General features: G+C 68.5%; 31 protein-coding genes and 1 tRNA gene. 16 read left to right on the top strand and 16 right to left on the bottom strand.

Features of this window, described 5'->3' with window-relative positions; translation table 11 throughout:
* The 5 genes from AB0J09_RS09600 to AB0J09_RS09620 all read left to right on the top strand — a co-directional run.
* The coding region (locus tag AB0J09_RS09600) for a hypothetical protein (RefSeq protein ID WP_360687835.1) at positions 1-1,280 on the top strand (1,280 nt) is incomplete at its 5' end.
* Positions 1,281-1,529: 249 nt separating this feature from the next.
* Positions 1,530-3,656: a nitrate- and nitrite sensing domain-containing protein gene (locus AB0J09_RS09605; RefSeq protein WP_360687837.1), complete on the top strand. Its 2,127-nt coding sequence runs from the start codon at positions 1,530-1,532 to the stop codon at positions 3,654-3,656.
* A 13-nt stretch (positions 3,657-3,669) separates the two neighbouring features.
* On the top strand, positions 3,670-4,077 hold the full coding sequence (locus AB0J09_RS09610) for a roadblock/LC7 domain-containing protein (RefSeq protein ID WP_360687840.1): 408 nt from the start codon (positions 3,670-3,672) through the stop codon (positions 4,075-4,077).
* Complete coding sequence (locus tag AB0J09_RS09615) at positions 4,074-4,436, top strand: DUF742 domain-containing protein (protein WP_360687843.1); 363 nt, start codon at positions 4,074-4,076, stop codon at positions 4,434-4,436. The genes AB0J09_RS09610 and AB0J09_RS09615 overlap by 4 nt, the downstream gene beginning before the upstream one ends.
* Complete coding sequence (locus tag AB0J09_RS09620) at positions 4,417-4,989, top strand: ATP/GTP-binding protein (RefSeq protein ID WP_360687846.1); 573 nt, start codon at positions 4,417-4,419, stop codon at positions 4,987-4,989. The genes AB0J09_RS09615 and AB0J09_RS09620 overlap by 20 nt, the downstream gene beginning before the upstream one ends.
* A 23-nt stretch (positions 4,990-5,012) precedes the next feature.
* Here the strand turns inward: AB0J09_RS09620 and AB0J09_RS09625 are convergent, their stop codons facing one another.
* The 6 genes from AB0J09_RS09625 to AB0J09_RS09650 form a co-directional block, all read right to left on the bottom strand.
* Positions 5,013-5,390, bottom strand: coding sequence for a DUF742 domain-containing protein (locus AB0J09_RS09625; RefSeq protein WP_360687849.1), 378 nt, complete (start codon positions 5,388-5,390; stop codon positions 5,013-5,015).
* Complete coding sequence (locus AB0J09_RS09630; RefSeq protein ID WP_360687852.1) at positions 5,387-7,642, bottom strand: nitrate- and nitrite sensing domain-containing protein; 2,256 nt, start codon at positions 7,640-7,642, stop codon at positions 5,387-5,389. The genes AB0J09_RS09625 and AB0J09_RS09630 overlap by 4 nt, the downstream gene beginning before the upstream one ends.
* A 124-nt stretch (positions 7,643-7,766) precedes the next feature.
* Positions 7,767-8,495: a DUF998 domain-containing protein gene (locus tag AB0J09_RS09635; RefSeq protein ID WP_360687855.1), complete on the bottom strand. Its 729-nt coding sequence runs from the start codon at positions 8,493-8,495 to the stop codon at positions 7,767-7,769.
* A gap of 140 nt (positions 8,496-8,635) precedes the next feature.
* Complete coding sequence (locus tag AB0J09_RS09640; RefSeq protein ID WP_360687858.1) at positions 8,636-9,004, bottom strand: VOC family protein; 369 nt, start codon at positions 9,002-9,004, stop codon at positions 8,636-8,638.
* A 7-nt stretch (positions 9,005-9,011) separates the two neighbouring features.
* Positions 9,012-9,389 (bottom strand): VOC family protein, encoded by a 378-nt coding sequence (locus AB0J09_RS09645; protein WP_360687861.1) that lies wholly within the window; start codon positions 9,387-9,389, stop codon positions 9,012-9,014.
* 159 nt (positions 9,390-9,548) lie between these two features.
* Positions 9,549-10,676 carry a S1 family peptidase gene (locus AB0J09_RS09650; protein WP_360687864.1) on the bottom strand — a complete coding sequence of 376 codons (1,128 nt, stop codon included), beginning with the start codon at positions 10,674-10,676 and terminating at the stop codon, positions 9,549-9,551.
* A gap of 183 nt (positions 10,677-10,859) precedes the next feature.
* On the opposite strand from AB0J09_RS09650, the gene AB0J09_RS09655 reads away from it, so the two are divergent.
* Entirely contained in the window at positions 10,860-11,351 is a 492-nt protein-coding gene (locus AB0J09_RS09655; RefSeq protein WP_360687867.1) for a hypothetical protein, read from the top strand.
* On the opposite strand, the gene AB0J09_RS09660 is transcribed toward AB0J09_RS09655, so the two are convergent.
* The 3 genes from AB0J09_RS09660 to AB0J09_RS09670 form a co-directional block, all read right to left on the bottom strand.
* The gene (locus AB0J09_RS09660) at positions 11,247-12,449 is read right to left on the bottom strand and encodes an MFS transporter (RefSeq protein WP_360687870.1); all 1,203 of its coding nucleotides are present in this window, start codon (positions 12,447-12,449) and stop codon (positions 11,247-11,249) included. The two genes, AB0J09_RS09655 and AB0J09_RS09660, sit on opposite strands and share 105 nt — an antisense overlap.
* A 98-nt stretch (positions 12,450-12,547) precedes the next feature.
* Positions 12,548-12,676, bottom strand: a complete 129-nt coding sequence (locus AB0J09_RS09665; protein ID WP_360687873.1) for a hypothetical protein — start codon at positions 12,674-12,676, stop codon at positions 12,548-12,550.
* Between the two features lie 19 nt (positions 12,677-12,695).
* The gene (locus AB0J09_RS09670) at positions 12,696-13,028 is read right to left on the bottom strand and encodes a helix-turn-helix domain-containing protein (protein WP_360687876.1); all 333 of its coding nucleotides are present in this window, start codon (positions 13,026-13,028) and stop codon (positions 12,696-12,698) included.
* Between the two features lie 84 nt (positions 13,029-13,112).
* Here AB0J09_RS09670 and AB0J09_RS09675 point away from each other — a divergent pair, with 84 nt between their 5' ends.
* Both AB0J09_RS09675 and AB0J09_RS09680 read left to right on the top strand, forming a co-directional pair.
* Positions 13,113-13,685, top strand: coding sequence for an NAD(P)H-dependent oxidoreductase (locus AB0J09_RS09675; RefSeq protein WP_360687879.1), 573 nt, complete (start codon positions 13,113-13,115; stop codon positions 13,683-13,685).
* A gap of 15 nt (positions 13,686-13,700) precedes the next feature.
* Entirely contained in the window at positions 13,701-14,981 is a 1,281-nt protein-coding gene (locus tag AB0J09_RS09680) for a TIGR04013 family B12-binding domain/radical SAM domain-containing protein (protein WP_360687882.1), read from the top strand.
* Here the strand turns inward: AB0J09_RS09680 and AB0J09_RS09685 are convergent.
* Together AB0J09_RS09685 and AB0J09_RS09690 are read right to left on the bottom strand one after the other, a co-directional pair.
* Positions 14,978-15,208: a hypothetical protein gene (locus AB0J09_RS09685; protein ID WP_360687885.1), complete on the bottom strand. Its 231-nt coding sequence runs from the start codon at positions 15,206-15,208 to the stop codon at positions 14,978-14,980. The genes AB0J09_RS09680 and AB0J09_RS09685 overlap by 4 nt on opposite strands.
* 44 nt (positions 15,209-15,252) lie before the next feature.
* The gene (locus AB0J09_RS09690) at positions 15,253-15,762 is read right to left on the bottom strand and encodes a VOC family protein (protein WP_360687888.1); all 510 of its coding nucleotides are present in this window, start codon (positions 15,760-15,762) and stop codon (positions 15,253-15,255) included.
* Positions 15,763-15,824: 62 nt separating this feature from the next.
* On the opposite strand from AB0J09_RS09690, the gene AB0J09_RS09695 reads away from it, so the two are divergent.
* The 5 genes from AB0J09_RS09695 to AB0J09_RS09715 are packed head-to-tail and all read left to right on the top strand — an operon-like array spanning position 15,825 to position 19,580.
* Entirely contained in the window at positions 15,825-16,274 is a 450-nt protein-coding gene (locus AB0J09_RS09695; RefSeq protein WP_360687891.1) for a MarR family transcriptional regulator, read from the top strand.
* A gap of 59 nt (positions 16,275-16,333) precedes the next feature.
* Positions 16,334-16,522: a hypothetical protein gene (locus AB0J09_RS09700; RefSeq protein ID WP_360687894.1), complete on the top strand. Its 189-nt coding sequence runs from the start codon at positions 16,334-16,336 to the stop codon at positions 16,520-16,522.
* Between the two features lie 29 nt (positions 16,523-16,551).
* The gene (gene xylA / locus AB0J09_RS09705) at positions 16,552-17,697 is read left to right on the top strand and encodes a xylose isomerase (RefSeq protein ID WP_360687897.1); all 1,146 of its coding nucleotides are present in this window, start codon (positions 16,552-16,554) and stop codon (positions 17,695-17,697) included.
* Positions 17,694-19,097 carry a xylulokinase gene (gene xylB, locus AB0J09_RS09710; RefSeq protein WP_360687900.1) on the top strand — a complete coding sequence of 468 codons (1,404 nt, stop codon included), beginning with the start codon at positions 17,694-17,696 and terminating at the stop codon, positions 19,095-19,097. Before xylA ends, xylB begins: the two co-directional genes overlap by 4 nt.
* 45 nt (positions 19,098-19,142) lie before the next feature.
* Positions 19,143-19,580, top strand: a complete 438-nt coding sequence (locus tag AB0J09_RS09715) for a GNAT family N-acetyltransferase (protein ID WP_360687987.1) — start codon at positions 19,143-19,145, stop codon at positions 19,578-19,580.
* Between the two features lie 32 nt (positions 19,581-19,612).
* Here the strand turns inward: AB0J09_RS09715 and AB0J09_RS09720 are convergent, their stop codons facing one another.
* Positions 19,613-20,452 carry an SMP-30/gluconolactonase/LRE family protein gene (locus AB0J09_RS09720; RefSeq protein ID WP_360687903.1) on the bottom strand — a complete coding sequence of 280 codons (840 nt, stop codon included), beginning with the start codon at positions 20,450-20,452 and terminating at the stop codon, positions 19,613-19,615.
* A gap of 171 nt (positions 20,453-20,623) precedes the next feature.
* Here AB0J09_RS09720 and AB0J09_RS09725 point away from each other — a divergent pair, with 171 nt between their 5' ends.
* Positions 20,624-21,301, top strand: coding sequence for a TOPRIM nucleotidyl transferase/hydrolase domain-containing protein (locus AB0J09_RS09725; protein ID WP_360687906.1), 678 nt, complete (start codon positions 20,624-20,626; stop codon positions 21,299-21,301).
* An 809-nt stretch (positions 21,302-22,110) separates the two neighbouring features.
* Here the strand turns inward: AB0J09_RS09725 and AB0J09_RS09730 are convergent.
* Both AB0J09_RS09730 and AB0J09_RS09735 read right to left on the bottom strand, forming a co-directional pair.
* Positions 22,111-22,584: a hypothetical protein gene (locus tag AB0J09_RS09730; protein ID WP_360687909.1), complete on the bottom strand. Its 474-nt coding sequence runs from the start codon at positions 22,582-22,584 to the stop codon at positions 22,111-22,113.
* Positions 22,585-23,168: 584 nt separating this feature from the next.
* Positions 23,169-24,140, bottom strand: coding sequence for an NAD(P)-dependent alcohol dehydrogenase (locus tag AB0J09_RS09735; RefSeq protein ID WP_360687912.1), 972 nt, complete (start codon positions 24,138-24,140; stop codon positions 23,169-23,171).
* A gap of 288 nt (positions 24,141-24,428) precedes the next feature.
* Between AB0J09_RS09735 and AB0J09_RS09740 the strand changes: the two genes are divergently transcribed.
* Together AB0J09_RS09740 and AB0J09_RS09745 are read left to right on the top strand one after the other, a co-directional pair.
* Positions 24,429-24,860 carry a hypothetical protein gene (locus tag AB0J09_RS09740; RefSeq protein ID WP_360687915.1) on the top strand — a complete coding sequence of 144 codons (432 nt, stop codon included), beginning with the start codon at positions 24,429-24,431 and terminating at the stop codon, positions 24,858-24,860.
* Positions 24,861-24,901: 41 nt separating this feature from the next.
* The gene (locus tag AB0J09_RS09745) at positions 24,902-25,162 is read left to right on the top strand and encodes a tyrosine-type recombinase/integrase (RefSeq protein ID WP_360687918.1); all 261 of its coding nucleotides are present in this window, start codon (positions 24,902-24,904) and stop codon (positions 25,160-25,162) included.
* A gap of 76 nt (positions 25,163-25,238) precedes the next feature.
* On the opposite strand, the gene AB0J09_RS09750 is transcribed toward AB0J09_RS09745, so the two are convergent.
* Both AB0J09_RS09750 and AB0J09_RS09755 read right to left on the bottom strand, forming a co-directional pair.
* Positions 25,239-25,328 (bottom strand) — tRNA-Ser (locus AB0J09_RS09750).
* Between the two features lie 184 nt (positions 25,329-25,512).
* Positions 25,513-26,076 (bottom strand): YceI family protein, encoded by a 564-nt coding sequence (locus AB0J09_RS09755; RefSeq protein WP_360687921.1) that lies wholly within the window; start codon positions 26,074-26,076, stop codon positions 25,513-25,515.
* Positions 26,077-26,146 lie beyond the last annotated feature (70 nt).

Genomic DNA, 26,146 nt, shown 5'->3' on the forward strand with positions numbered 1-26,146 from the left:
ACGACCTGGTGGTGGTCGGCGGCGGGACGAGCGGGGTGAGCGCGGCGCGTGAGTGGCTGCGGCGGCGTCCCCGCGACGGCGTCCTCGTCCTCGACAACCACGACAGGATCTCGTCTCCTCGCCGGCCCCGCTTCGGGCCGCCGGAGGACGGCGTGATGTGCGACCGGGAGAGCTTCGGATCCGACACCCTGGTCAGGCTCACCTCCGGCTGGAGCGCCCGGCTGCCTATCGCCGAACGCGCCAGGCAGGACCTGCTCATGCTCCAGCGCGACCCGCCCGACTGGCTCCCCGGACTCTCGGCCGAGGAGAAGCAGGAGCGGCTGGCGGGGCTGACCTACTCACGGTTCCTGCTGGAGGTCTGCGGGGCGCACCCCGACGTCGAGCGATTCTGCCGGACCATGTCGTGCCGGGCGTGGGGGTACGACACGCGGGCGTTCGGAGCGATCGACGCCTGGGGCACTGGATATCCGGGGTTCGAGGGCCTGGGGCTCGACCGGGACAAACCATCGCGGTTCAACTCGCCCACCGTGAAGGAGGGCCCGGTCGAGGCCGGCCCCTTGCCGCTGGACGGCCGCGTGCTGTTCCGCCCGTCCAGCCCGGTGGTGTCGGTACGCGACGGGGCCTCCTCGGCGACCGTGGGCTACTTCGACGGCCACCGGGTCATGACCGTCGAGGCCGGGGCGGTGGTCCTGGCCTGCTGGAGCGCCGTCATCCCGTACCTCGTGCCCGACCTTCCCCTCGACCAGCGGCGGGCGCTGAGCCTGGCCGTCAGGGTGCCGCTGCTGCACGCCACGGTACGGGTGCGCGACCCGGGCGCGTGGCGGCGGGTCGGCGTCCGCCGGGTCCGCTGGACCGGCGCGTACTGGTGCCTGTCAGAGCTCGCCCCGCCGTCCGAGGTGCGCCTGCTGGCCACGCCGTGCCGTTCGGAGCTGGGGCCGGACAAGGGCTCGGTGGCGGGCAGGCGGGAGCTGTTCAGGACGCCGTACAGCCAGCTGGAGCACACCGTGCGCGACCAGCTCGGCCGGCTGCTCGGCCCCGGCGGCTTCGACCCGGCCCGGGACATCGAGGCGATCACGGTCGACCGCTGGGGCCACGGGAGAGCGCCCGAGTACTGCCGGCCCTGGCACACGTTCTATCCGGACGGGCCGTTCCCCGCGGACGTGGCGCGCAGGCGGTTCGGCCGGATCGCCATCGCGGGCTCCGACTCGGAGCCGGAGCCGGGCGGCGCCGTCACGGCCGCCCTGCGCGCGGTGGACGAGCTGGCGCCGGTGAGTCCGTGAGAGCGCGATCTCGCTGGTAGCGCTGGCCTGACTGCGAGCGATCATCGCCTCGGCCCGCCGAGACCCCAAGATCTTGTCCCAATAATCACGGTAATGAACGTGTTCCTCCCACTGCGCCGGAAGCATAAACGGTGCTAGTCTCCTATGCGATCTTCCGGAGGTGTATTTACACAAGGTGTGGAAATGCCCCCGACTCGAGGTTGGGACATGGGTTCGCGAAACCGGTCAATTCGGTTCAAGATCTTCTTATTGCTGCTGCTACCGCTCCTGTCTCTGAGCGCGCTCTGGGGTTTCGTCCTCAACCTCACCATGGGCGACGCCCAGTCACTGCTCCGCGCGAACACCCTCTACCAGACTCTCGGCGTCACCTCCACCGACCTGGGATTACAGTTGCAGGCCGAGCGAGCCCGCTCAGCGGAGACGCTCACTACGCGTAAACTCACGACGGCCCTCAGCGCCCAGCGTGCCCGCACCAACAGGTCCGTCACCGACTTCAAGCTGGCCGTCATGGAGGCCGGCAACGCGGTCGGCGACGACCTGCGCCTGCCGCTCGGCACCCTTGACTCCGCTCTCGACCGGCTCGGCCCGATCAGGGCCGAAATCGACGGCGGCCTCGGCTCCCGCCTCGCCGGTCTGAACGAGTACAACCGCATCCTCGATGCGATCTTCACCCTCTACGACCACCTGGTCTCGGTCTCCGACCTGACGATCTTCCAGCAGGCCTCCTCGCTGCAGGCCATGGGCATGGCCAGGGAGTACGTCGCCAGGGAGCACGCGCTCATCATCGGAGCGCTGGCCGACCACCGGCTCACCCAGCCCGAGGCGGCCGCCTTCACCGAGTACGCGGCCTCCAGGAAGTTCCTGCACGCGCGCGGCCTCGCCGGGCTCGACGTGCAGTTGCGCAGGCAGTACGAGGAGGTCTTCGCCACCGAGCCGTTCCTCAGCTTCGCCACCATGGAGGCGCGGATCACCACGACCGGCGCCCCGCCTCCCGTCGCCGACACCTGGAACCAGTCGCTCGACAGGCTCACGTCCCGGCTCGACCAGCTCGGCTCCGCCTCGGCGGAGGTCCTGGCCTCGCGCGCGTCCGAGGCCGCCACCTCCACCATCGTCAAGATCTCCATCGCGGGCGGCCTCGGCTTGATCGCGGTGCTCTCGTCGATCATCATCTCTGTACGCTTCGGTCGTCGGCTGGCCGGAGAACTGGCCGGGCTGCGTTCCGCCGCGGTCGAGCTGTCGGGGACACGACTGCCCGACATCGTCGAGCGGCTGCGCAGGGGCGAGGACGTCGACGTGAAGAAGGAGGCCAAGGCGATCAAGGTGAGCGGTTCCGCTGAGATCACCGACGTGGCCAGGGCCTTCGGCTCCGTGCAGCGCACCGCCGTGACGGCGGCGGTCGGCCAGGCGGCCATGCGGCACGGGGTCGGCCAGGTCTTCCTCAATCTCGCCCGGCGCAAGCAGGGCCTGCTGCACCGCCAGCTCGCGCTGCTGGACGGCATGCAGCGCCGTACGCACGACCCTGACCGGCTGGAGGAGCTCTTCCGCCTCGACCACTTGACCACCCGCATGCGCCGGCACTCGGAGAGCCTGATGATCCTCTCCGGGGCCGCGCCCGGGCGGGCGTGGCGCAAGCCGGTGTCCGTGATCGACATCGTCAGGGCCGCCGTCGCGGAGGTCGAGGACTACACCAGGGTGAACGTCGAGACCATGCCGGCCAGCGCGATCGACGGGACGGCCGCTGCCGACGTCACCCATCTGCTGGCCGAGCTGGTCGAGAACGCCTCCCTCTACTCGCCGCCGGACACCACGGTCCAGGTACGCGGCGACCTGGTGAGCAACGGTTACGTCATTGAGATCGAGGACAGAGGGCTCGGGCTGTCGGCCGGCGAGTACTCTGCGTTCAACGCGCTGCTGGCCGCGCCGCCGGAGTTCGACCTGGCCGACAGCGACAGGCTGGGCCTGTTCGTGGTGGCCACGCTGGCGGAACGGCACGGGATCAAGGTGCTGCTGCGGCGCTCGCCCTTCGGCGGGACGGCGGCGGTGGTGCTGGTGCCGCGTTCGATGGTGACCGAGCAGGCGGCGCTGGCCGCGGGCGACGGCGGCGGCAAGGCCGAGTTGCCGAGCCGTACGCGGAAGAAGGCTCTCGCCGTGGTGACCTCGGGCACCCACGCGGGGCTGCCCAGGCGGGTACGCCAGGCCAACCTGGCGCCGCAGCTCAAGGAGCAGCCCTCCGAGCCGGAGTCGCGTGGGCAGGAGCGGCCTGCCGAGCAGGAGCCGCGGCCCGAACGCTCTCCCGACGAGGTTAGGGACTTGTTCTCCGCCTTCCAGCGGGGAACCCAACGCGCCCGAGAAGAAGCCTCTGAGGAGGGGCCATGACTAAGGGGGATGCATGACTGCGCCGACCGCCAACACTGGTGAGCTGAACTGGCTGCTCGACGACCTGGCCACTAGGGTCGCCGCCGTACGCCAGGCGGTCCTGTTGTCGACCGACGGCCTGGCGGTGGGCTACTCCAAGGGGTTGTCCCGGGAGGATGCCGAGCATCTGTCGGCTGTGGCCGCCGGGTTCCAGAGTCTTGCGCGTGGCACCGGACGCCATTTCGGCGGCGGCGACGTGCGCCAGACCATTGTGGAGATGGAGACGGCGTTCCTTTTCGTCACCGCGGCGGGACAGGGCACGTGCCTGGCCGTGATCGCCGATGCGAACGTGGACGTCGGCCACATCGCCTACGAGATGGCGATGCTGGTCAAGCGGGTGGGCCAGCACATCACCACCAATCCGCGCGCTGGAGCGTCATGAGCGATAGCCCCCAGTGGTTCGATGAGGACGCGGGGCCCGTCGTCCGGCCCTATGCTCTCATCCGCGGTCGCACGCACTCCTCAGGGGACGCGTTCGACCTCGTGGCATCCGTGCGCGCCATCGGCGACCCGCCTGGCGAGCTCGGTCCCGAACAACAACTCATCCTGCGGGCGGCTCGTGACGCGATCTCGGTGGCCGACCTGGCCGTCGAGCTCGACCTGCCCGTAGGCGTCGTCCGGGTCCTGCTGGGCGACCTGCGTGACCACGGCCTCATCTCGGTGACGTCGCCCTCCGCTAGAGGGTCGCGGTCGAATGAGCGCATTCTCAAGGAAGTGATCAATGGACTCCGTGCTCTCTGAGGACCCCGTTGCGCTGAAGATTCTCATCGCAGGAGGGTTCGGCGTCGGCAAGACCACACTGGTCGGGTCGATCAGCGAGATCAAGCCGCTCCGCACGGAGGAGGTGCTCTCCGACCGCGGGATCGGGGTCGACGACCTCGACGGCGTGGAGGGTAAGAACACCACGACCGTGGCGATGGACTTCGGCCGCATCACCATCCGCGACGGGCTGGTCGTGTACCTGTTCGGGACCCCCGGGCAGGAGCGGTTCTGGTTCATGTGGGACGAGCTGTCCTACGGCGCGCTGGGCGCGGTCGTGATCGCGGACACGCGGCGGCTGACCGACTGCTTCCCGTCCATCGACTACTTCGAGCAGCGCGGCACGCCGTTCGTGGTCGCCGTCAACTGCTTCGACGGGGCCTCCAGGCACAGCGTGGAGGACGTGCGCATCGCGCTGGACCTGGACGACGACGTGCCGATCATGCTGTGCGACGTGCGGCGGCGCGCGTCCGCCAAGGAAGTCATGATCACCCTGGTCGAGCACTCCCTGCGGACGCTGACCTCGGCGAACTAGCCGCCTGGCGAACCCCGGGCGGCCTAGAGCGCCCTGAGGCCGTTGATCACCTCTCGGAGGAGGCTCTCCGTGGGCGTGGCGGCCTTGTCGCGCGGCGGGCGCACCGTGATCAGGCCGTGCTCGAGCAGGTCCCCCAGCAGCACCCTCACGACGGCGACGGGCAGGCCCAGATCCGAGGCGACCTCGGCAACGGGCCTGGTCTCGCCGGACGCGGCGCTCAGCAGCCGCCGGTGCTGAGCGCTGAGCTCCGCCTTCGCCGGGATGGGCAACCCCGTCGAGACGACGGTCGCCAGCAGGTCGAGCGTGGAGGAGGAGGCGGGCTTGGTGCGCCCGCGGGCGACCGCGTACGGCCGTACGACGGGACCTGCCTCCTCATCGACCCACTCGTGCTCGCGGCTCACGACTGAGATCCCCCATCCTGCTCGCTGTCCTGCCGCCCGCGCTGCCAGCCCGACTGAAGCGAGGAGAGCAGCGCCCTGGCCTCTTCGGGCGAGCGCTCCTCGGCCGGCGGCACCGGGGGCGGCGCCTGCTTGAGCCGCTGCGGCAGGCCGGCTTGCCGTTCACGCCGCGGCAGGCCCGTCTCCCTCTGCCGCGCGCGGCGGGGCAGCTCCGAGTCCTGCCGCTCATGCTGTTGCGGCAACTGCTGGGGCAGCTCGTTCGCCGCCGGAGCGCCGCCGCGCTTGCTGGTACGGACACGGCGCGGGAGCTCGCCGGGCCCTGTGGGCTCGGATCGTACGACCGACACGGAGACGGATTCGAACTCGAGCGGCTGCACCGGCGTCGCCATGGGCTCGACCAGCGAGCCCGGCAGGAGCACGATGGCGGTGGTGCCGCCGTACGGTGAGGGCTTGAGCGTCACCCTGACGCCGTGCCTGGCCGCGAGCATGCCGACCACCGCGAAGCCGAGCCGCTCCGTCTGCGCGGGATCGAACTCCGGCGGGCTGGCCAGGCGCTCGTTGATGGCCTTCCGGGTGGCCGGGTCCATGCCCAGGCCGCGGTCCTCGATCTCGACGGCGAAGCCCCTGCCGACCATCTCACCGCGTACGGAGACCTCGTTGCTGGGCGATGAGAAGGAGGCGGCGTTCTCGATCAGCTCGGCGAACAGGTGCATGAGGTCGGCCACGGACGCGCCCGAGACGCCGCACTCGGACATCGGGTAGACGCGTACCCGCGTGTACTCCTCGACCTGGGCCGCCGCGCCGCTCAGCACGTCCTCGACAGGGATGGCTCCGCGCCACCTGCGGCCCGCCGAGCCGCCCGACAGCAGCACCAGGCCCTCGGCGTGGCGCCGCATGCGCGTGGTCAGGTGGTCGAGCCTGAACAGCCGCTCGAGCGCCTCCGGCTCCTCCGTCTGGCGCTGCATCTCGTCCAGCATCTTGAGCTGGCGCTGCAGCAGCGACTGGCTGCGCCTGGCGAGGTTACGCAGCGCCTCGGACACGCCATCGCGCAGCCTGGCCTGCTCGACGGCCGCGTCCACGGCCGTGCTCTGCACGCTGTCGAACGCCGCGGCCAGGTCGCTGACCTCGCTGGTCGCGTTGCGGCCCACCGTGATGGGCGGCGCCTCGGTCGCGATGTCCACGCTCTCGCCCTTGCGCAGCTTCGCCACGACGTCGGGCAGCCTGATCTCGGCCAGGTCCAACGCGGTACGGCGCAGCGTCCCCAGCTCGCGGGTGAGCCTGCGGCCGACCTTGATCGAGATGATGACGGAGAACACGACCGCGACCAGGCCGAGCAGGCCCGCTATGCCGGCCCGCACCACGACGCCCACGCCCGCGGGCTCCATCCTGGCCAGCAGCTTGTCGCCGGTGCGCCAGACGGCGTCCCTGTACTCCTTCTGCACCTGCTCGGCCACGCCCCGCCAGAGCTCGACGTCCACCGGCTGGCCGGTGATGTAGCTCTCCAGCAGGTTCTCCATCGTGCTGTAGCGCGGGGAGTAGTACAGCTTCTCGAAGGGGGCCCGCAGCTCGGTGTCGAGGTTGGCCAGCGCCTTGGGGAACAGGTACGTCCTGGTGCTGTCGAGACCGGCCAGCATGTGGAGGTCGTGCATGCTGACCCGGCCGTTCGAGGCCACGATCAGCGCGTGCTCCCGGCTCAGGATCTCGCGCACCTCGTCGGCGGCGATCAGGCCCTGCGCCTGGAGCGCCAGCTCGAGGTCGGTGCTGACCGTCATCCGGGAGTACAGAAGGTGGATCTCGTCGGAGATCTTCGCGTACTCGGTGACGAGAGTGCCGGGGGTGAGCTTGCGGTCGTCCACCTTGTGCCGGATGTCCGGTATCCGGTTGATCGCCTCGAACACCGTCTGGAGCTGGGTCTTCATGTCCTGCGTGAGCGCCGACTGCGTGTCCTGGGCCATCGACTGCTCGCGCAGCGTCTTCCTGCTGTTGTCGACCTTGGTCCGGGCCTTGCTCAGCGCGTCGGGGGCCGTGACCGTGCCCGCCAGTTGCTCGGCGGAGGCCAGCCGTTCGGCCTGGAGGTTGGAGATCAGGCCGTCGGCGTGGTTGATGACGCCCGTCCAGATCGTCTCGACCTTGAGCAGGCTGAGCGCCTCCCCCAACGTGGTGCTCGCGGCGAAGCCCCAGAGCGCGATCAGGGAGATCAAGGGGATGACGAGCAGCGTCGAGATCTTGAATCTGATGGATCTGCCCGATGCCATGACACCTGCTCCCGGATAGAAGATCGCGGAGAGAATAGCACCCGAACAGATGGTTTTAAGATCGATTAGCGATAAATCTGTGATATGTCAGGAAATTGGTGCCTCCTGTGACTGCGAGGCGGGCCTAGGCCGCGCTCCTCCACGAGGCTCCCCCGAGGGCCGAACCAGCAGCTACACGCTCTCTTTCTCTTGCGACGCCCCGGTCCCCGAACGGAACGAGCCGTCCAGCCGAGAGCCGCGGGCTCACCGTCGTCCAGAGCAGCCAGCCGGCCAGCACGCCCAGCAAGGCCACCTCGGCCCCCAGCAACAACCGCTCGACGAGCCCGATCATCACCCGCTCCCCCGGCATAGCCACGTACGTGATCGCCAGCAGCCCGAACCCCCCGGCAAGGGCCACCCACTCCACCACTCGCGCCACAGGCTTCCAGCGTTCGTCTGAGGCGAGCCGAGGCACCAGCAACGCCCCGGCGGCCGGGAGGCTGACGAACGCCGCGACCGACACGTACCGATGAACCTGAGCCGCCAGATCGAGGTCCGCCCCGATGGGCGTGGTCGGGACCAGAGCCGCCACCATGAGCGCCCCCGACCAAACCCCGAGCAACCACTCAGGCATCCCCCGCACCGGCGCCCCTGTCGCCCGCAGCCCTGCCAGCAGCGCCAGCGACCCGACCCCGAGCACTGCCATAGCGACCTCCGTGACGCCCCCGCGGTCAGACACGGCGTATTCGCTGATGGTCACATTGAGGGGGTCCAGGTAGGGGTCGGGCCCGAACTGCCCGGCCACCACGGCGACCACCGAGAACAGGATGGAGGCGCAGGCGATCAGGGGGTAGAGCCTCTTCACTGCGGTCATGAGCCCACTTTCCCGCCCGTGGGCCCCGTCCCACATCCGGCTCCCACCCCGACCCACCCCTGACCCGACCCTGACCTCTGGCCGTAGCCGCGCGGGGCGGCAGGCCTACGTGGGGGTGCCGCCCCGATACGACGCCACCGCTACTGCTGGATGACCGACAGAATGTTCCCCGCCGGGTCCGTGAACCAGGCGATGGGCGGCCCCTGGCCGCGGAGAACGCCCTTCGAGTCCACCGGGAATCCCTCGTAGCGCTCGAAGCGCACTCCCCGCGCCGTCAGCTCGTCCACCGCCTTGTCGATGTCCTCGACCGGGAAGTTGAGGATCGTGAACGTGGCCGGAGTGTGCTTCTCCTTCGGGTAGACGAGGATGTCGGTGCCGCCCGCGATGTGCAGGGTCAGCAGTCCGTGGTCTTCCGAGACACGCAGTCCCAGCGTCTCGCCGTAGAACCTCTTCGCCGCCGCGATGTCGTTCACCGAGAACCCGCTGAACGCCTTTGTGTTTTCGAACATGATCGCCTCACATGGCCGCGAGAGCGGCCTCGCTGAGCTGGATGATCTGCACGTAGTTGCCGTCCGGGTCGATCGCGGTGGCGAACAGGCTGCCGTCGCGGTCCTCGAGCGGTGCCAGCCACGACGCGCCCGCCTGCTCCATGCGGGCTGCGACGGCGCGGGCGTCGGCCACGTGGAAGTTCAGTATGGTCCTGCCGGGCTCCGGGTTCTTGTCGGTCACGTCCGACCGCGTGTCTATGAACAGGTAGAACTCACCGAACTTGAGCACTCCGTACTGCTGGACGTCGGTGTTCTCCTCCGGGTCGAGCGCGGTGACGTACCAGGTGCGCAGGCGCTCGGGGTTGGTGCTGGCGAGCAGCATGCCGCCGACGACGGGTCGCTTCATCGCGAACTCCTCAATGGTGAATCCAGATCTCTTGCAGAGAGGCAGACCAGGCGAGGCGCGAAAAGTCATCGGTGAGCCAGGTAAAAAATCGCCGCGCCGCGTGCCCTGGTCGGCCAGGGCACGCGGCGCGGGGTTCCGGTCAGCAGAGCCGGCGGGGGCTCAGCCGGTGGTGAGCGTGAGGCCGTACACGCTCAAGATCTCATTGACGGGCTGGTGGTACGTCGTACCGCCGCTGGTGCAGTTGCCCGAGCCGCCCGAGGTCACGCCCTGGGCCTGGTTGCCCGAGATGAACGAGCCGCCCGAGTCGCCCGGCTCGGCGCACGCGCTGGTGCGGGTCAGGCCGGTGACGGTGCCCTGCGAGTACGTGACGGTGGCGTTGTGCTGCTGGATGGTTCCGCAGCGCCAGCCGGTGGTCGAACCGGAGCGGCAGATGGACGAGCCGACCGCGGCCTGGGTGGAGCCGCGGACGATCACGGTCGAGCCGCCCGAGCCGCGTACCCACGGCTGCGGGGTGTTGCCGGGGGCGGCGACCCAGGCGTAGTCGTTGCCCGGGAAGGACGCGCCCTGGAAGGTGCCCGTCGGGTTGGTGGTCCGGCTGCCGGCCAGGCGGCAGTGCCCGGCGGTGACGAAGCCGGGGGTGCTGCCCTTGGTGACGGAGAAGCCGACGCTGCAGCGGCTGGAGCCGATGTAGTACGGCGCGCCGCCGACGATGTTGATGAACGGCGTGGGCCGCTCGGCGGTCGCCGACACGCTGACCGCGTTGCGATCCACGCGCGCGGCCGTGGCCAGGGCCTCCGCGGCCTCGACCGTGGGCGCCTGGACGGCGACGCTGTTGCTCTTCACGTCCACGTACCAGAGCGCGGCCGCGGCCCTGGCACGCCTCGGGGCCTGGTCGATCTGCCGCATGATCGCGTCCAGCTGGGCGAGCGACCGCGTGACCACGACCGGCTGCGCGCCCTGCGACTCGATGGTGGCGGTGGTGTTGGGATCGGTGGTGGCGACCAGGAGCTTGGAGGCGTCGTCGTTCAGCCAGGCGCCGCCGTACGACGCGCCGAGCTGGGAGGTCAGCGTGGCCTCCGTGGCCGCGGCGCGTTCCTCGTTGGCCAGTCGGGCGAGCACCTGCTGCTCGGAGAGGCCGAGGTCCCGCTCCAACGCGTCGACCACGGCAGGGGGCGGGGTTGGGGAGGCGGATTGAGGTGCCGGTTCAGCTGCTGCGGGGCTGATGGGGGTGGCCAGGCAGGCGGCGAGGATGACGCCGCCCACCAGCGCACAGCGTTTACTCAACATGTGCACTCCTCGGGTGGGGGTGCTGTCAAGCTAACGTTTGCTACGGCCGATGCCAGCATGCCAAAGAGTCTCTATTTCGGTGTTATGGGGGCTTTTTGGGCATGGGTCCTGATCGCGGATTTACCGCCTTAAAGGTGGGCGGCCTGGTGGGTCGGTAGGGTCCCGTGGCTGGAGGTGTTCTCTGTGCGTAATGGTGTTCGTCATGTGCTCGGCGCCGGCGCAGGACTGCTGGCCAGCCCGCTCATCGCGGCCGGTTTCATCGTCGGGATCGAGCGCTTTCGCGTCACGGCGGTTATGAGCGTCGATTGGACTGTGATGGCCGTGTTCATCGGCACATTGGTCCTCATCGGCGCTTTGGCGGGGTCGCGGATCTCACCGCTCGCCTCCTTGCTGCCGGGCCTCGCCTTCACCGGATTCATCGGGGCGGCCCTGGTGCGCATCGCCATGGGCGGCGACCACCGGATGGGATTCGACCAGGTGCCGAGCGAGTTTCTCGAGGGCTACATGACCCTGCTCTACACCTGGTCGCTCCCCACGGGGTGCGTCCTGCTGGCCGCTTCGGCCTTCCCCTCACGCTGGCGGGGCGCCAGGACCGACCCGCCCCTGATCCCGCCGCAGGAAGCGCCGGAGCCCCCGCCCCTGCCCAAGCGGATCCCGTCGTCGTCCCGCCACTGAGATCAGCAGGTAAGGAAGGACCAGGATCGCGAACGTCGTGCCGTGCGAGACGTACGACGAGGTCGCTCCGTAGACGACGTAGACCACCACCGTGACCAGATTCGTCCCCAAACCGGCGACAGAGGTCACAGTGGCCCGCGCCGTGCCCGTGATCCGCTCCTGGAGCCGCGCGCCGGCCAGAACCCCGGCCAGCTGGAACGCCCCGAACGCCACGGCGATCAGCCCGAAACCCGCCGGATGCCCAACGAGAGCCCCTGCGGCCATGGCCACCGCCCCCAGCGCGAGCAGGGGGGCGTACGCGGACACCACGCCCGACAGCAGGCCGCCGGCCGTGGCGCCGATCCAGACGAGCAGGATCAGCAGCGGAATGGTGGTCTTGGCCACGCCCGTCTCGGCCGCCAGGAAGGGGACGTACTCCTCCAGGGCCCCCCAGATCGCCGTCACGAGCGAGACCTGCAGGACGGCGTGCAACACCCCGGGATCCGTGCGGGCCTCTGTGACGCCCTCCCTCAATATCGCCAAATATCCGGACTTGGTCTGCCCGGTCCCCCGCGTCCTGCGCTCGGGCAGCGTCAGCGCCACAGCGGCGCACAGGACGCAGGCCAGCACGCTGGCCGCCCCCACGGCGAGGTAACCCCCGGCGGCGAAGACGGGCACGGCCAGGCCGATGGCGAGCGCGTCCGCGACGAGGCCGACGGAGGTGGCCCGGCCCATGACGGTGACGTAGCGGGCCTCGAGCCCTCGACGCGAGAGTTCCTCGTACGACAGCGCCTCGAACGCGCCCGAGACGAGCGCCCCCTCGGCCCCCCACAGCACGAACCCGAGCGCGAAGGCCCAGTACGAGGGGAACAGGACCCACAACCCGAAGCCCAGGCCCGCCAGCAGCGGCCCCAGGCAGAGCAGCAGGCGCCTGGAGACCCTGTCGGCCCAGGCACCCGACGGGATCTCCAGCACCATGCCCGTCACCGACCAGATGACGAACAGGGACGAGGTCTCCGCTACCGATAACCCGGCGTCCGCGAACAGCAGCGTGTAAACCGGGTAGAGCAGGATGAACTCGCCGAGAAACGTGTAGACGTACAGCGAAGCGACAAGCATGCGGCCTTCCAGGGGACGAGTAGGGACTCCGAGTGCCTGAAGCCTCGGAGGCCCGCGCGTCCCGCGCCGGCCCCTGGTTATGGATCAATGTCGCCAGGTCATGCCGACGAGTCTAGCCGTATGAGCCCTTCGATGCGGGTGCGGAACGGGCGGCGTTCCAGCGCCTCCACCATGGCCCGCAGCATGTCGGCCAGCGGCACCGGCAGCTCCTCGTCCGGCTCCCGCATCGCCCACCCGGCAGGATGGCTAAGCGGACTTGGCCTCCGGCAGCGGGACCCACTTGTGCGCCCACGTCACGAGCTCGTCCAGCACGGGCCGCAGCTCCTGCCCCATCTCGGTCAGGTGGTATTCGACCCGCACGGGCGACGTGGCCAGCACGCGGCGCTCGATGAGCCCGGCGGCCTCCAGCTCGCGCAGCCGCCGGGCCAGCATCGTGTCGTTGATGCCGGGAATGGCCGCCTTGAGGTCGGCGTAGCGGTGGGCGCCCTTGAAGATCATGTGGATCACCGCTCCCGACCAGCGGGCGCCGATCAGCTCCAGGGCGATGTGGAAGCGAGTGCACACCGAGTTGAGACTCACGCCGAAGATCCTAGCATTTGCTCAGGAAGGTAAAGCTACTCAATAATGTTGAGCAGATGTCTTACCGAGCACAGGAGTTGAAAAATGAACAGGCCCGTCTTGCAGATCATCGTCGCGAGCACCCGTCCCGGTCGCGCCGGCCGTTCCATCGCCGACTGGTTCCACGGCAAGGCCGTGGACTCGGGCCTCTTCGAGGTGGAGCTGGTCGATCTGGCCGAGGTCGGGCTGCCGTTCCTGGACGAGCCCAACCACCCGCGGCTCAAGCAGTATGTGAACGCTCACACCAAGGAGTGGAGCGCCACCATCGACCGGGGTGACGCGTACGTCTTCGTGACCCCCGAGTACAACCACAGCTTCAACGCCGTGCTGAAGAACGCCCTCGACTACCTGCACCACGAGTGGCACCACAAGCCGGCCGGGTTCGTCAGCTACGGAGGGGTCTCCGGCGGCACCCGCGCCACGCACAGCCTGCACCAGGTGGTCAGCACACTGAAGATGGTCCCGCTGCTCGAGGCGGTGAACATCCCGTTCTACTCGCAGTTCATCGGCGAGGACGGCAAGGTGCACGCCAACGAGGTCATGGAGTCCGCGGCCGACGACATGCTCGCCGAGCTGGCCAGGCTGGCCGGCGCACTGCGCCCGGTACGTCAGGGCTGAGCTACGCTGCGGGACGTGGCGCTGGCTGTGAGTGTGGTGGTCCGATACCGCAAGGCGGTGACGTACGGCGTGCACGCGCTGCTCGCCGCCCTGGAGACCGCGGGGGTCGAGCACGAGCTGAGACTCGGGACGACCCCCGAGGAGACCGCCGAGCACATCTCTGCCAGCGGGGCCGACCGGGTGCTCGTGCTGTGGTCGTTCTACTCGCCGGACGCCGAGGCCATGGCCGCCGAGCTGGCCACGGTCAGGTCACTGAGCGGCGGCCGCGGGCTGCACATCGCCGGCGGCGTGCACGCCACGGCCGAGCCGCAGCAGGTCATCGACGCGGGCTGGGACCTGGCGGGGATCGGCGAGGGCGAGTCCACGATCATCTCCCTCGTCCGGGCTCTCCAGCGGGACGAGCCGCTCACCTCGGTCCCGGGACTGGCGATCAAGGACGGTGACGGCGTCGCGCTGCGCACCAGGCCGGCGCCGCAACTCCCGCTCGACGCGTTCCCCTCGTTCCTGGGCAGGAAGGGGCCGATCGAGATCACCCGCGGCTGCCGCTACACGTGCCGCTTCTGCCAGACGCCGTTCATGTTCGGCGGGCAGTTCCGCCACCGCTCGGTCGCCAGCGTGCGGGAGCACGTGCGCGGGATGGTCGACAGGGGCCTGCGCGACATCCGCTTCATCACGCCGACCTCGCTCTCGTACGGCTCCCCAGGGCCCGATCCTGACCTCGGCAAGGTGGAGGAGCTGCTGGCCGGGGTCAAGGAGGAACTGCCGCCGGACGGCCGGGTGTTCTTCGGGAGCTTTCCTTCAGAGGTACGCCCTGAGCACGTCACGTCCGAGGCCATGCGGCTGCTCAAGCGCTACGTGGCCAACGACAACCTGATCATCGGCGCCCAGTCGGGCTCCGACAAGGTGCTGGCCGCCTCCGGGCGCGGCCACGACACCTCGCCGGTGCGCGACGCCGTCAGGATCGCGATCGAGCACGGCTTCCGGCCGAACGTCGACTTCATCTTCGGCATGCCGGGCGAGACCGAGGAGGACCAGGGGCAGTCGCTGGAGCTGGCCGCCGACCTGGCAGAACTGGGTGCCCGCATCCACACCCACACGTTCATGCCGCTGCCCGGCACGCCGTGGCGGGACGCCGAGCCCGCGTTCATCCCGCTGGCGACCATGAGCGAGCTCGACCGGCTGGCGCAGCGAGGCGACGCCTACGGGCACTGGCGCAAGCAGGCCGAGCACGCCGCGCGGCTGGCCGAGACGGCCAAGGCGTACCCGCGGCGGACGCGGCGGCGGCGCACCGGCTAGTCGTCCTCGTCAAAGGTGTGCAGCACCCGCTCGAACGCGTCGCTCACGGGCCGCAACGCCTGCGCGAAGGCATTGACCAGCGGACCGAAGATCTCCGTCATCTCGGTCATGAAATCGGGACTCTTGTCCTCGGGAGGCGCCCAGCGCATGGCGTCCGCGCTCAGCGTCTCCCACTCGTCGACGACGCCGTCGATGGCGTCGAGCACATGGTCAGGATCGGTTGGCATGACCGTTCTCCGTGGAAGAAGGGCCGTATACAACCCACGGTACTTCAGGCCTGGATCGAGACCCCCACTCCGCCACGAGTCTGCGCGCCGAACCTCTCCTTGTCGGCGCGCAGGTCGAGCGGACGGATGCCGGCGCGCGCGGCGAGGATCTCGTCGGTGAGCAGCGAGGCCGGCACCAGCCACGACACCTCGAACTCCAGCCCGTCGGGGTCCTTGGCGTACAGCGCCTTCGTGGTGCCGTGGTCGGATGCGCCCACCAGGGCACCCAGCTCGGTCAGCTTGGCCGCGACGCGCTCCAGCTCGTCGAGGGTGTCGACCTCCCACGCCAGGTGGTAGAGGCCGACGGACGTGCGCCCCGCCGGCGAGGGCTCCGCGCTCGCGCCGATCTCGAACAGGCCCAGGTCGTGGTCGTTCGTCGAGCCGGGAGCCTGCAGGAAGGCGGCGCCCCGCATGCCCATCACGATCTCGAAGCCGAGGGCCTCGCGGTAAAAGGCGACGCTGCGTTCCACGTCACGGACGTAAAGAACCGCGTGGTTGAGTCGCTGGACAGGCATGGTTTTTCCCCTTTCAGCCGAGTCCCTCGCTAAGTATATGAGCGTTCAACTAAATTGACCCCGTGACGAGATGGCTGGATGCGGACGAACAGCACACCTGGCGGAACTTCCTGGCGGCGACCCAGCTCATCAACGAGACGCTCGACCGCCAGCTCCAGCGGGACGCGAGCATGCCGCACACGTACTACATGATCCTCGTGGCGCTCTCCGAGGCGCCCGAGCGGTCGATGCGGATGAGCGAACTGGCCGCCAGGGCGCAGAGCTCCCAGAGCGGTCTCTCACACGCCGTCGCCCGCCTGGAGGAGCGCGGCTGGGTCCGCCGCGAGCGCTGCCCCGCCGACCGGCGCGGCAATCTCGCCGTGCTCACGGACGACGGGTTCGCCGCACTGGCCGCCGCCGCGCCAGGGCATGTAGAGGAGGTACGGCGAAGCCTGTTCGACGTGCTGACACCCGAGCAGGTACGCCGGCTCGACGAGATTTGCGTCGCGGTGCGGAACACGCTGGAGGGATAGTGAGAAACTGTCGGGCCGAGGCCGTACCGTTCTCCGGGTACCCGACGAAGGAGAGGCCGATGCACGACACCGAAGAGGCGCTGTTCAGGGCGGTCCACGGCATTGCCGGGCGGTTCGCCGGCCAGCCCGTGCCCGTGGTGATGGAGGCGCTGCAGCGCCACCTTCCCAAGGCCCCCGGCCTCGAGGTGGCGGAGATCCGCAAGATCGCCGAGGAGATCAGCATCGGGCGTGATCCCTCGGGCTTGTGAAGAACTGATCAGCAGGGGAGCATCGAGACATGTACGAGCCAACCCCTGAAGATCGATTCACCTTCGGTCTGTGGACGGTCGGCTGGCAGGCGCGCGATCCGTTCGGGGACGCCGCTCGGGCGCCCCTCGACCCCGTCGAGAGCGTGCATCGGCTGGCCGAACTGGGGGCCTACGGCGTCACATTCCACGACGACGACCTGCTCGCCGTCGAGCCCGATCGCGACCGGGCGATCGCGGCCTTCCGGAAAGCGCTTGCCGAGACCGGGCTGAAAGTGCCCATGGCCACCACCAACCTGTTCACACACCCCGTCTTCCGCGACGGCGCCTTCACCAGCAACGACCGTGACGTGCGGCGACACGCCCTGCGCAAGGTCATGCGCAACCTCGACCTGGCCGCCTCCCTGGGCGCCACCACCTACGTGTGCTGGGGCGGCAGGGAAGGGGCCGAGTCCGATGCGGCCAAGGACGTGCGCTCGGCGCTCGGGCGCTACAAGGAGGCCATCGACCTGCTCTGCGGCTATGTGCGCGAGCACGACTACGGCATCCGCTTCGCTCTCGAACCCAAGCCCAATGAGCCGCGCGGCGACATCCTGCTGCCGACGATCGGGCACGCGCTGGCGTTCATCGGCGAGCTGGAACATCCGGAAATGGTGGGGCTCAATCCCGAGGTCGGCCACGAACAGATGGCCGGCCTCAACTTCGTGCACGGCATCGCGCAGGCGCTGTGGCACGGCAAGCTGTTCCACATCGACCTCAACGGCCAGCACGGGCCGCGGTTCGACCAGGACCTGGTCTTCGGCCACGGCGACGTGATGAGCGCGTTCTTCCTGGTCGACCTGCTGGAGCACGGCGGCTACGACGGGCCGCGCCACTTCGACTACAAGCCGTCGCGTACGGAGGACCCTTCGGACGTGTGGGTGTCGGCCGCCGTCAACATGCGGACGTACCTCATCCTGCGTGAGAAGGCGCGGGCCTTCCGGGCCGACCCCGAGGTACGAGACGCACTGAGAGCCTCCCGCGTCGAGGAGCTCGGCCTGCCCACGCTCAACCGCGGCGAGACACTGGCCGATCTGGCTAACGACGACTTCGATCCTGAGGTCGCCGCCGCGCGCGGATACCATTTCACGTATCTCAACCAGCTTGCGCTGGAGCACTTGTTAGGAGTTCGTGGGTGACGCTGGTCGCTGGGGTCGATTCCTCGACGCAAAGTTGCAAGGTCGTCATTCGTGACGCGGAGACGGGCGCGCTGGTGCGGCAGGGCCGCGCGCCGCATCCCGACGGCACGGAGGTCCATCCGTCGCACTGGTGGTCCGCGTTGCTGCGGGCCATCGAGGAGGCCGGCGGGCTCTCCGACGTGCTGGCCATCAGCGTGGCGGGGCAGCAGCATGGCATGGTCTGCCTGGACGAGTCCGGAAATGTCGTACGCGACGCTCTGCTCTGGAACGACACCCGCTCCGCCCAGGCCGCCACCGACCTGATCGCTGAGCTGGGCGGGCCGGAGGCCTGGGCCTCCGCGGTCGGCTCGGTGCCGGTCGCCTCGTTCACGGTGACCAAGCTGCGGTGGCTGGCCGAGAACGAGCCGGGCAACGCCGCCCGTACGGCCGCGGTCTGCCTGCCGCACGACTGGCTCACGTGGCGCCTGGCCGGCGCGCTCGCCTCAGGGACCTTCTCCCCCGACGCTCCTACGCCACCGATCGACCAGCTCACCACGGATCGGGGGGACGCCTCGGGGACGGGCTACTGGTCGCCGGCGACGGGGGCGTACCGCACGGATCTGCTGAAGCTGGCGCTCGGGGCGGTCCCGCGGCTCCCCCAGGTGCTGGGTCCGACGGACGCGGCCTTCGAGGGGGGCGCGGCCATGATCGCACCGGGGACGGGCGACAACATGGCGGCCGCACTCGGAGTGGGCGCCCGGCCTGGTGACGTCGTGGTGTCGCTGGGCACCTCCGGCACGGTGTTCGCGGTCGCGGAGTCGGCCAGTGCCGACCCCACGGGCGCGGTGGCCGGGTTCGCCGACGCGACCGGGCACTTCCTGCCGCTGGTGTGCACGCTCAACGCCGCCCGGGTGATGGACGCCGCCGCCCGCATCGCCGGTGTGAGCCTTGACGAGCTGAGTGATCTGGCCCTCCAGGCGCCGCCGGGTGCGGGCGGGCTGACGCTCGTGCCGTACCTGGAGGGCGAGCGCACCCCCAACCGCCCCACCGCGACGGGCTCCATCCACGGGCTGACCCTGGCCACCTCGACCCCCGCCCACCTGGCACGCGCGGCCATCGAGGGCATGCTGTGCGGCCTGGCCGACGCTCTCGACGCGCTGGGCACGAAGCCCGAGCGGGTGCTGCTGATCGGCGGCGCGGCCCGTTCGGAGGCGGTCCGCCGCATCGCCCCCACGATCTTCGGCGCCCCGATCACGGTGCCGTCCCCGGCCGAGTACGTCGCCAACGGCGCCGCGTACCAGGCCGCCACGCTGGTCACTTCGCCGGAGTGGCGGTCGGAGGAGACGGAGACGTACGAGGGGGACGCCGTTCCGGAGATCCGCCACCGCTACGCCCGCGCCACCTCCCACATCCTCGACTGACAGCACCTTGGGGGCCCTGAACCTGTCATTGAACTCCTCCCCGGCCTGAAGGCCGGAGATTCTCCCGTCGCGCCGCGGTTAAGCGGCGCGCGGGGGGTTGACGCCGACCTCGCCAGTCGCTACCCCCACGACACCGGTGACGCCGGGGCCAACCTCAACCCGGCCATCCGCTTCCTGCTCGCCGAGTTCGACGGCCAGCCAGTCGGTTGCTGCGCCATCCAGCCCTTCCCCGACGGCGCCACCGAGCTCAAGCGCATGTATGTGACCCCTGCGGCCCGCGGCCGCGGTATCGCCAGACGGCTGCTGGCCGAGGCCGAACGCATCGCCACCACCCTCGGCCACTCCGAGATCCGCCTGGAGACCGGCATCCGCCAGCCCGAGGCCATCGCGCTGTACACCCGCGCCGGCTACACGATCATCCCCAACTATCCGCCCTACCAGCACGAACCGCTCAGTCGCTGCTATGCCAAGCTGCTGTCCTGACCCGGTTGCGTGGAGTCGTGTGCTCGGGCAGCCTAGGCGATGCCCGGTACGGCCACCCGGGTCGTGCGCACTTGGCCGGTCCGGTCAGGGCCAAACATGTTCTCAACCCCAAGCCACTGGGCCACCATCACGAACAGGGTCCTACGGTCCGCGCCGCCCAGTGCGCAGGCGAAACAGCTCAGCCCTTCAGGGACCACGACCTGCCCCAGTATCTCGCCGCCCTCCCGGACCCGTACGCACCGGCCCATCGAGGCGGCCCAGACCGCGCCCTCGGCATCCAGGCAGATGCCATCCGGGCCGGTTTCCAGCTGAGCCCACACCCGCCGGTTGGACAGGCCGCCGTCGGCGGCGATGTCGAAGGCGGTCAGCCGGGAGGCGAACGACTCCGCCACGATCAGCGTGCCGCCGTCCGGCGTCACCACCATGCCGTTGCCGAACTCGATGCCGTCGGCCACCTGCCGGACCATCCCGTCCGGGGTGACCAGCGCGATCACCCCGGGAACGAACGGCCCGCCGCCCGTGAAATCGAAGTCGCTGCCGTTGACATAGGTGAAGCCGCGGCGATCCACCACGATCTCGTTCCAGCCCTTGGCGATCGGGCTCAGATCTACGTAAGGCACCAGCGCACCATCCCGGTCTTGGCGCAGCAGCAGCGCCTCGGGCCCCTGCACGACCAGCAAAGTGCCGTCCGGCAGCCAGTCGATGCAGAACGGAACAGTGGTCGGCACCCGCATCACCACCTCGCCGGCGCCGTCGGTGTCGAGGGCGATGATCTCCTGAGTCCCCCAGTTCGAGAACCACAGGCGGTCCTCGTGCCACCGCGGCGACTCACCGATCGCAAGCCCGCTCAACAGGATGCTCGTGTCAGACATCGCTCTGCTCCTCCAGGTCGATCTCGCGGCCGGCCTATCCGGCCTTCTGCTCTCCATACGAGCCGCACCCCCGCAGATCGACGCCTCGCAGAAAAATGACAGACATCCTTTCTGATCAGGAGGATGTCCCCGCCAGTCCCGCGAGGACCACGTTGACGAATCGTCCCTCTCGTGCGACTGCACGGCGTCGGCCACATCACGCACGCCGATCGTGGTCTGCGGCTGGTGACCTTTCAGCGCGTAAAAGGGGATGAACCTCTCCAGGTTCGATGCGAGGCTGGGCTCGTGAGCGACACGCAAACCGTGGTCCTGGTCGAGGGAACCAGTGATAAGTCGGCCATCGAAGCGTTGGCCGAGCGCCGTGGCCGGAACCTAGCGGCCGAAGGCATCTCCCTGGTGGCGATGGGCGGTGCCACGAACATCGGGACGTATATCGGCAGGTTCGGCCCTCCCGGTCGCAATCTCCGGCTGGCGGGTCTGGTCGACGTCGGGGAGGAAGGCGACTTCCGGAGGGGTCTCGAGCGCGCCGGCCTCGGATCCGATCTGGAGGCGCTCGGATTCTTCGTGTGCGTCGCTGACCTGGAAGACGAGCTGATCCGCGCCCTCGGCACCGCCACGGTTGAGCGCGTTGTCGATGCCGAGGGCGAGCTCCGCTCATTTCGCACGCTCCAGAAGCAACCCGCATGGCGCGGGGGCAGCACTCACGACCAGCTGCGCCGGTTCATGGGATCCGGCAGTGGCCGCAAGATCCGCTACTCTGGCCTGCTCGTCGCGGAACTCGATCTCGATCGCGTACCGCGGCCGCTGGATATGCTGCTGGACCACCTATCAGGCAGTCGGAGATGGTGATTTTGTCATCGCCGGATGAGGCAGATTCGTTGGCGGAACCAGCGGGCGCGTAGCTACGACGATCTTGAGTGACCTGCGTAGTCGCTGTTCAGGGCGCTGATCGTGTCCCCCGTGACTCCCCACCGTTCCCCCTGCTTTCCCGTCCGATCGGGCACGCCGTAGGCCCTCTCATTGTGGTCGTTTCGGGCGCTCAGCTACTCTCATCCCACCTTGAGGCAGGGAGGCGGCAAGTGACCGTAAGGCGCGCGCGATTCGTTCTGATGGGGATCGGCTGCCTGGTTCTCGTTCCCAGCATCCTTCTAGAACGATACGCACAGGATGCCAGAGAGAGGGCCAGATATAGCGAATACTGGACGCTCGTGCAAGAGAAACAGTATTTCGGAAGCACGCCGCACGCTGATGCGTCCTATGAGTCTCTGATCATTAGTGGATGGATAGGCATTGGCCTTGGCGCTCTCTGGATTCTGGCCGCTATAACGTGTTTCTTCCTCGCTCGGCCTCCGTTGGACCTCACGCCCTCTGTAAGGAAACCGAGGAAACCCGGTACGGGCACACCTATCATTCGGCCCTTTCCCTGATCTTCCCCAAGCCTGAGGGCCCCGCCGGAGGCATGCTCGTACCTGAGGCGGTACGCTCGTTGGGACGGTCTTCGGCGTTGCGCCGCGCCTCACGTCGCTTTCGCGGACGGTCTGCAAGCATTTTCTGCTCGCTTACGGTCTCCCATAAGGGCTGGAAGTCCTGTGGATTTCGTACGTCAGTCGATGGAACCCCGGCGGCGGATTTCGCCTACAGTGGGCATAATTTACAAGCTAAGCAGCGAACACGTTGGCGAAGAATCCGATCGCCGCGAATACCATTGCGAGCACGATCGCCCAAATCAAGGTGATGCCCATTAGGGAGAGTATGAAGGCATGCGTTCCCGCGATCGCCACCGTAATAAGTATAACAATGAAGTCGGAGATTACAAGTTCTTCCCAGGACGTAAAGACCAGAAAACTGGAGATGAGGCCGGTAAGTATTGTTAAAATCACCACTCCGGTCACACGCCAAAAATCGGATGAAGAAGAGTCGTCCTTGTCGGATTTTTGGATACCGCTATTTGTAGCGTATTGCGTAACCGTAACTGCTGGACTGGCCCCTTGACTTCCGTCGGCGACTTCCTTGTCATGCTCGAACGCGAAAACGGCAACGACGACGCCGATGATCGCCACGACAAGGGCTAGAACAGCAGCAACTTCAGCGTAGACGGTAAGCCGTCGTGGCTTGGCAGGTTCATCCGCCATGCTTGTCCTCGCAACGGGAGAGCGACCCAGTGCTAACACTCTAACGAGGCACCAGGCGGAGATGTCCCTGTTGGCAGGCGGTGCAGGATCGGCGGCTACGTGGGCGTCGGATGCGTCCGACTGCTGTGGCGGCATCCTGCCCGCCGTGGTCATCGCCCTGAGGCCCGGCGCTCTCACGCTGGCGTACGGCTGGCGAACTGCGTTGTTTCTCCTCGTCCCGGTCCCTACTGGATGCTCGCCCAGCCCTCACTGACCGGCGCGGCTTCACCCGCCTGATCGGTCCGCGACTGCCGGCCTGGTGGCGAAGGGCAAGGGCAAGCTCACGCTCCAGTGCCCGCATTAGCAGCCCGAATCTTGCCAGTCCCGATCGGTTCAAGCTTGTCCTACAAGCGCGGACGATGGTGGTGCTGCCAGGCCCATTGGCGCTTCGGACGTCCACGACCCCTCCGTCGCCGCCCGGGCTTAAGACAGTGAACGCCCGTATGCTGCCGCCGGGCCCCACCGCCTGGCAGCGGCCGAACCCGGGCGTGAGTGCTCCCTCCGCAGTTTGTGGCCTTGAAGTGCCTTGGCCGCCAAGGGGTCGGTCAGCTCGGCGGTACGACGTCGATGATGACGTTACCGATCTTCTTCCCGGTCTCGACGTAGCGGTAGGCGTCGACGATCTGGTCCAACGGGTACCGCCGGTCGATGACCGGCCTGAACTGTCCGGACTCGATCAGCTCCCGGAGGTGCCACACCATCTCCCGGTCGTTCCTCGGGAAGGGGAACTTCACCTTCTTGCCGCCGAGCAACGGCGTGACCAGCGGCAGGACCAGGTTCTGACACCAGGGCCCCAGGTCGGAGGACAGGTACGCCCCGCCGGGTTTCAGCAGCCGCTTGCAGCGGCCGAACGTGCTCTTGCCGACCGCGTCGAATACCGCGTCGTAGGTCTGCGCGTCCCTGGTGAAGTCCTGCGCCGTGTAGTCGACGACCCGGTCGGCGCCCAGGCTCCGCACCAGCTCCAGGTTCGCCGTGTCACACACTGCGGTCACCGTGACGCCGAGGCTCTTCAGCAGTTGTACCGCCGCCGAGCCGATGGCACCGGTCGCCCCATGGACGAGGACGTCCTGCCCGGCCCGGATCCCGGCCGTATTGATGAACGAGAGCGCATAATGCGAACCTTCGGTGCCGGGAGCGGCCTCGGCGAAGGTCGCGTCCGCCGGCATGGTCGCGATCATGCCGTCTTCGGGAACCGACAGGTACTCGGCGTGCGTTCCGAACGCGCCCTCGTTGTACCCGAATACCCTTTCCCCCACGGCGAATGACGTGACGCCGCCGCCGACCTCCTCCACCACCCCCGCGAACTCGGTTCCGAGGACCCTGCGCCGCGGCCGGGTAAGGCCGGTGATTATCCGCATGAAGAAGGGCTTGGCCGCTCGGTAGGCACAGTCCGTCCGGTTCACCGTCGTTGCATGCACCCTGACCAGAACGTCCTTGTCCCCGACCGAGGGCTCATCCACCTCGGCGATCCGAACCACGTCCGGCGGACCGTACCTGGAATGAACCGCTGCCTTCATGGACGAAACCTACCTAACCAAAACAGCGACACCAAGGGCCGTTTGTGCCGCTGTCGTGTCAGAGCCTCAGGACCTCCCCCACCACGGCCCCACACACGGTCGAGCCGGGCCAGCTGTGGCGCAAGCGTGAGCACGCCAGCAACAGTGCCCAGTGGACCGGGGCTGAGGAACGAAGCCCTGGACCGCCGATCGCCGCCAGCCACCCGAGACGGCCGGCCACCCCAGGCAGGCGATCGTCAGGGCGGTACCGATTGCCGACGTTTTACAGGGCGTCCCGGGATCGGAGGCGTGCCTGTCAATTTCGGCGGGCTGGCGATGTCGGTGCTGCCCTCGAGCTTGTGCGGGGTGATGGTGCTCCTCGCGCCGTCGCCCGGACCCGGGTTGCTGGGGAGTCGGCGGCTGCTGTGGTGGATGGGGGTGATATTCGGCGGTTCGGCGGTCGGTGCAGTGATCTCACACCGGTGGGGTTACCCACCCATGTGGGCGCTGGCGATGGTGGCCGCCGTGATGGCGCTGCGGTCGCCGGTCGGACGCCGTGCTCTGGTGGTGCTGCTGCCGATGGCGAGCGTGTACGTGGGAGGGCTTCCGGGAGCCGGGTATCCGGTGAACGCGGCGGTGCTGGGGGTGTTGGCGGCGGTGGTGCTAGGGATGACGACTTGGGTGGTCCGGGTCGCGGGCAAGGGTACGGGCGGCGCCCCGACGAGCCCGGTCGGCGACTGACGACGGGTCGCGAGAATCGGCCGGTCCGTTGGCCGCCGACGGTGAGTTGGAGATGTCGACAGAGCAAGCTCACTCTCCAATGTCCGCCGGCGCTCCTGGCCAAGGCGTATGACGCCCAAGTCCACGACGCCCACCACACCGCGGCGACCCTCCTCATCGAGCAAGGCGTCCACATCCGAGTCGTACAGGAGATCCTCGGCCACGCCCGCGTGACCACCACCGAGCGCTACACCCACGTGGCCATGCTCCAGATGAAGGACGCCAGCGAGCGCATGGGACAAGCCCTCTGGGGCCGGCTCTGACGGGCAACTGCAACCCGGACGCCCACAGAGATCAAAAAGGCCCTCTCCCCGATCAAGGGAGAGGGCCTTCCGCCTGCGGAGGATCGGGGATTTGAACCCCGGATGGGCGGTAAACCCAAACCGCATTAGCAGTGCGGCGCCATAGACCTGACTAGGCGAATCCTCCTGGAAGCCATCGCGGCTCAGCACAGCGTACCGGCCTTCGGGCGAGGCGGCAAAGCGATTGCTCCCCGCCCTTCACCAAGAGTTATCAACAGCCTGTGGGTAACTACCTGTGGATGAAGCCCGCCCAGAGCGTGGACGGGCTTCGGGGTTGTGGATAACGTCCATCGAACGCCGGCGGTGCCGGGTTACGCGGCCGGGTTCGCCTCGCCCTCGATCTCGATCTTGACCTTCTTGCCCACCAGCACGCCGCCGGTCTCCAGGGCCTGGTTCCAGGTCAGGCCGAAGTCCTCGCGGTCGAACTCCGTGGTGATGGAGAAGCCCCAGACCGAGCCGCCCCACGGGTTGGTGCCCGCGCCACCGTACTCGACCGTGAGCTCGACCTCCTTGGTCACGTCACGGATGGTCAGGTCGCCGACGACGGTGAACTCGTCGCCCGAGTGGCTGACCACGCGCGCGTTCCCGAAGGTGATCTGCGGGAACTTCTCCGCGGACAGGAAGTCGTCGCTGCGCAGGTGGCCGTCGCGGTCGGCCATGCCCGTGTCGATGCTGCCGGTCTCGATGGTGAGCTCGGCGGTGGACTCCAGCGGGTTCTCGGCGATCGTGACCGAGCCGCTGAAGGCGCCGAAGTGACCGCGGACCTTGCTGACCATCATGTGCTTGACCATGAAACCGATGCGGGTGTGGGCAACGTCCAGGTTGTAGGTCCCGGCGGCGGGGACGGTCAATGACTCCCAGGTGCGGGTGGTCATGGGGTTCTCCTCAAGGGATAGTTGCTGTGCGGATGTCTGCGGCAACAAATTTCTACACGAGGAATATTCC

It is taken from the genome of Nonomuraea sp. NPDC049784 (genome assembly GCF_040659615.1).
Lineage (GTDB): Bacteria > Actinomycetota > Actinomycetes > Streptosporangiales > Streptosporangiaceae > Nonomuraea.

Bases quoted from the DNA above. Each gene is read 5' to 3' on its own strand.
- AB0J09_RS09635 (WP_360687855.1), bottom strand. From the start codon at position 8,495: ATGACCGCAGTGAAGAGGCTCTACCCCCTGATCGCCTGCGCCTCCATC.
- AB0J09_RS09615 (WP_360687843.1), top strand. From the start codon at position 4,074: ATGAGCGATAGCCCCCAGTGGTTCGATGAGGACGCGGGGCCCGTCGTC.
- AB0J09_RS09620 (WP_360687846.1), top strand. From the start codon at position 4,417: ATGGACTCCGTGCTCTCTGAGGACCCCGTTGCGCTGAAGATTCTCATC.
- AB0J09_RS09685 (WP_360687885.1), bottom strand. From the start codon at position 15,208: ATGCCAACCGATCCTGACCATGTGCTCGACGCCATCGACGGCGTCGTC.
- AB0J09_RS09650 (WP_360687864.1), bottom strand. From the start codon at position 10,676: ATGTTGAGTAAACGCTGTGCGCTGGTGGGCGGCGTCATCCTCGCCGCC.
- AB0J09_RS09645 (WP_360687861.1), bottom strand. From the start codon at position 9,389: ATGAAGCGACCCGTCGTCGGCGGCATGCTGCTCGCCAGCACCAACCCC.
- AB0J09_RS09665 (WP_360687873.1), bottom strand. From the start codon at position 12,676: ATGCGGGAGCCGGACGAGGAGCTGCCGGTGCCGCTGGCCGACATGCTG.
- AB0J09_RS09630 (WP_360687852.1), bottom strand. From the start codon at position 7,642: ATGGCATCGGGCAGATCCATCAGATTCAAGATCTCGACGCTGCTCGTC.
- AB0J09_RS09690 (WP_360687888.1), bottom strand. From the start codon at position 15,762: ATGCCTGTCCAGCGACTCAACCACGCGGTTCTTTACGTCCGTGACGTG.
- AB0J09_RS09700 (WP_360687894.1), top strand. From the start codon at position 16,334: ATGCACGACACCGAAGAGGCGCTGTTCAGGGCGGTCCACGGCATTGCC.
- AB0J09_RS09660 (WP_360687870.1), bottom strand. From the start codon at position 12,449: ATGCTTGTCGCTTCGCTGTACGTCTACACGTTTCTCGGCGAGTTCATC.
- AB0J09_RS09675 (WP_360687879.1), top strand. From the start codon at position 13,113: ATGAACAGGCCCGTCTTGCAGATCATCGTCGCGAGCACCCGTCCCGGT.
- AB0J09_RS09730 (WP_360687909.1), bottom strand. From the start codon at position 22,584: ATGGCGGATGAACCTGCCAAGCCACGACGGCTTACCGTCTACGCTGAA.
- AB0J09_RS09640 (WP_360687858.1), bottom strand. From the start codon at position 9,004: ATGTTCGAAAACACAAAGGCGTTCAGCGGGTTCTCGGTGAACGACATC.
- AB0J09_RS09755 (WP_360687921.1), bottom strand. From the start codon at position 26,076: ATGACCACCCGCACCTGGGAGTCATTGACCGTCCCCGCCGCCGGGACC.
- xylA (WP_360687897.1), top strand. From the start codon at position 16,552: ATGTACGAGCCAACCCCTGAAGATCGATTCACCTTCGGTCTGTGGACG.
- AB0J09_RS09735 (WP_360687912.1), bottom strand. From the start codon at position 24,140: ATGAAGGCAGCGGTTCATTCCAGGTACGGTCCGCCGGACGTGGTTCGG.
- AB0J09_RS09720 (WP_360687903.1), bottom strand. From the start codon at position 20,452: ATGTCTGACACGAGCATCCTGTTGAGCGGGCTTGCGATCGGTGAGTCG.
- AB0J09_RS09610 (WP_360687840.1), top strand. From the start codon at position 3,670: ATGACTGCGCCGACCGCCAACACTGGTGAGCTGAACTGGCTGCTCGAC.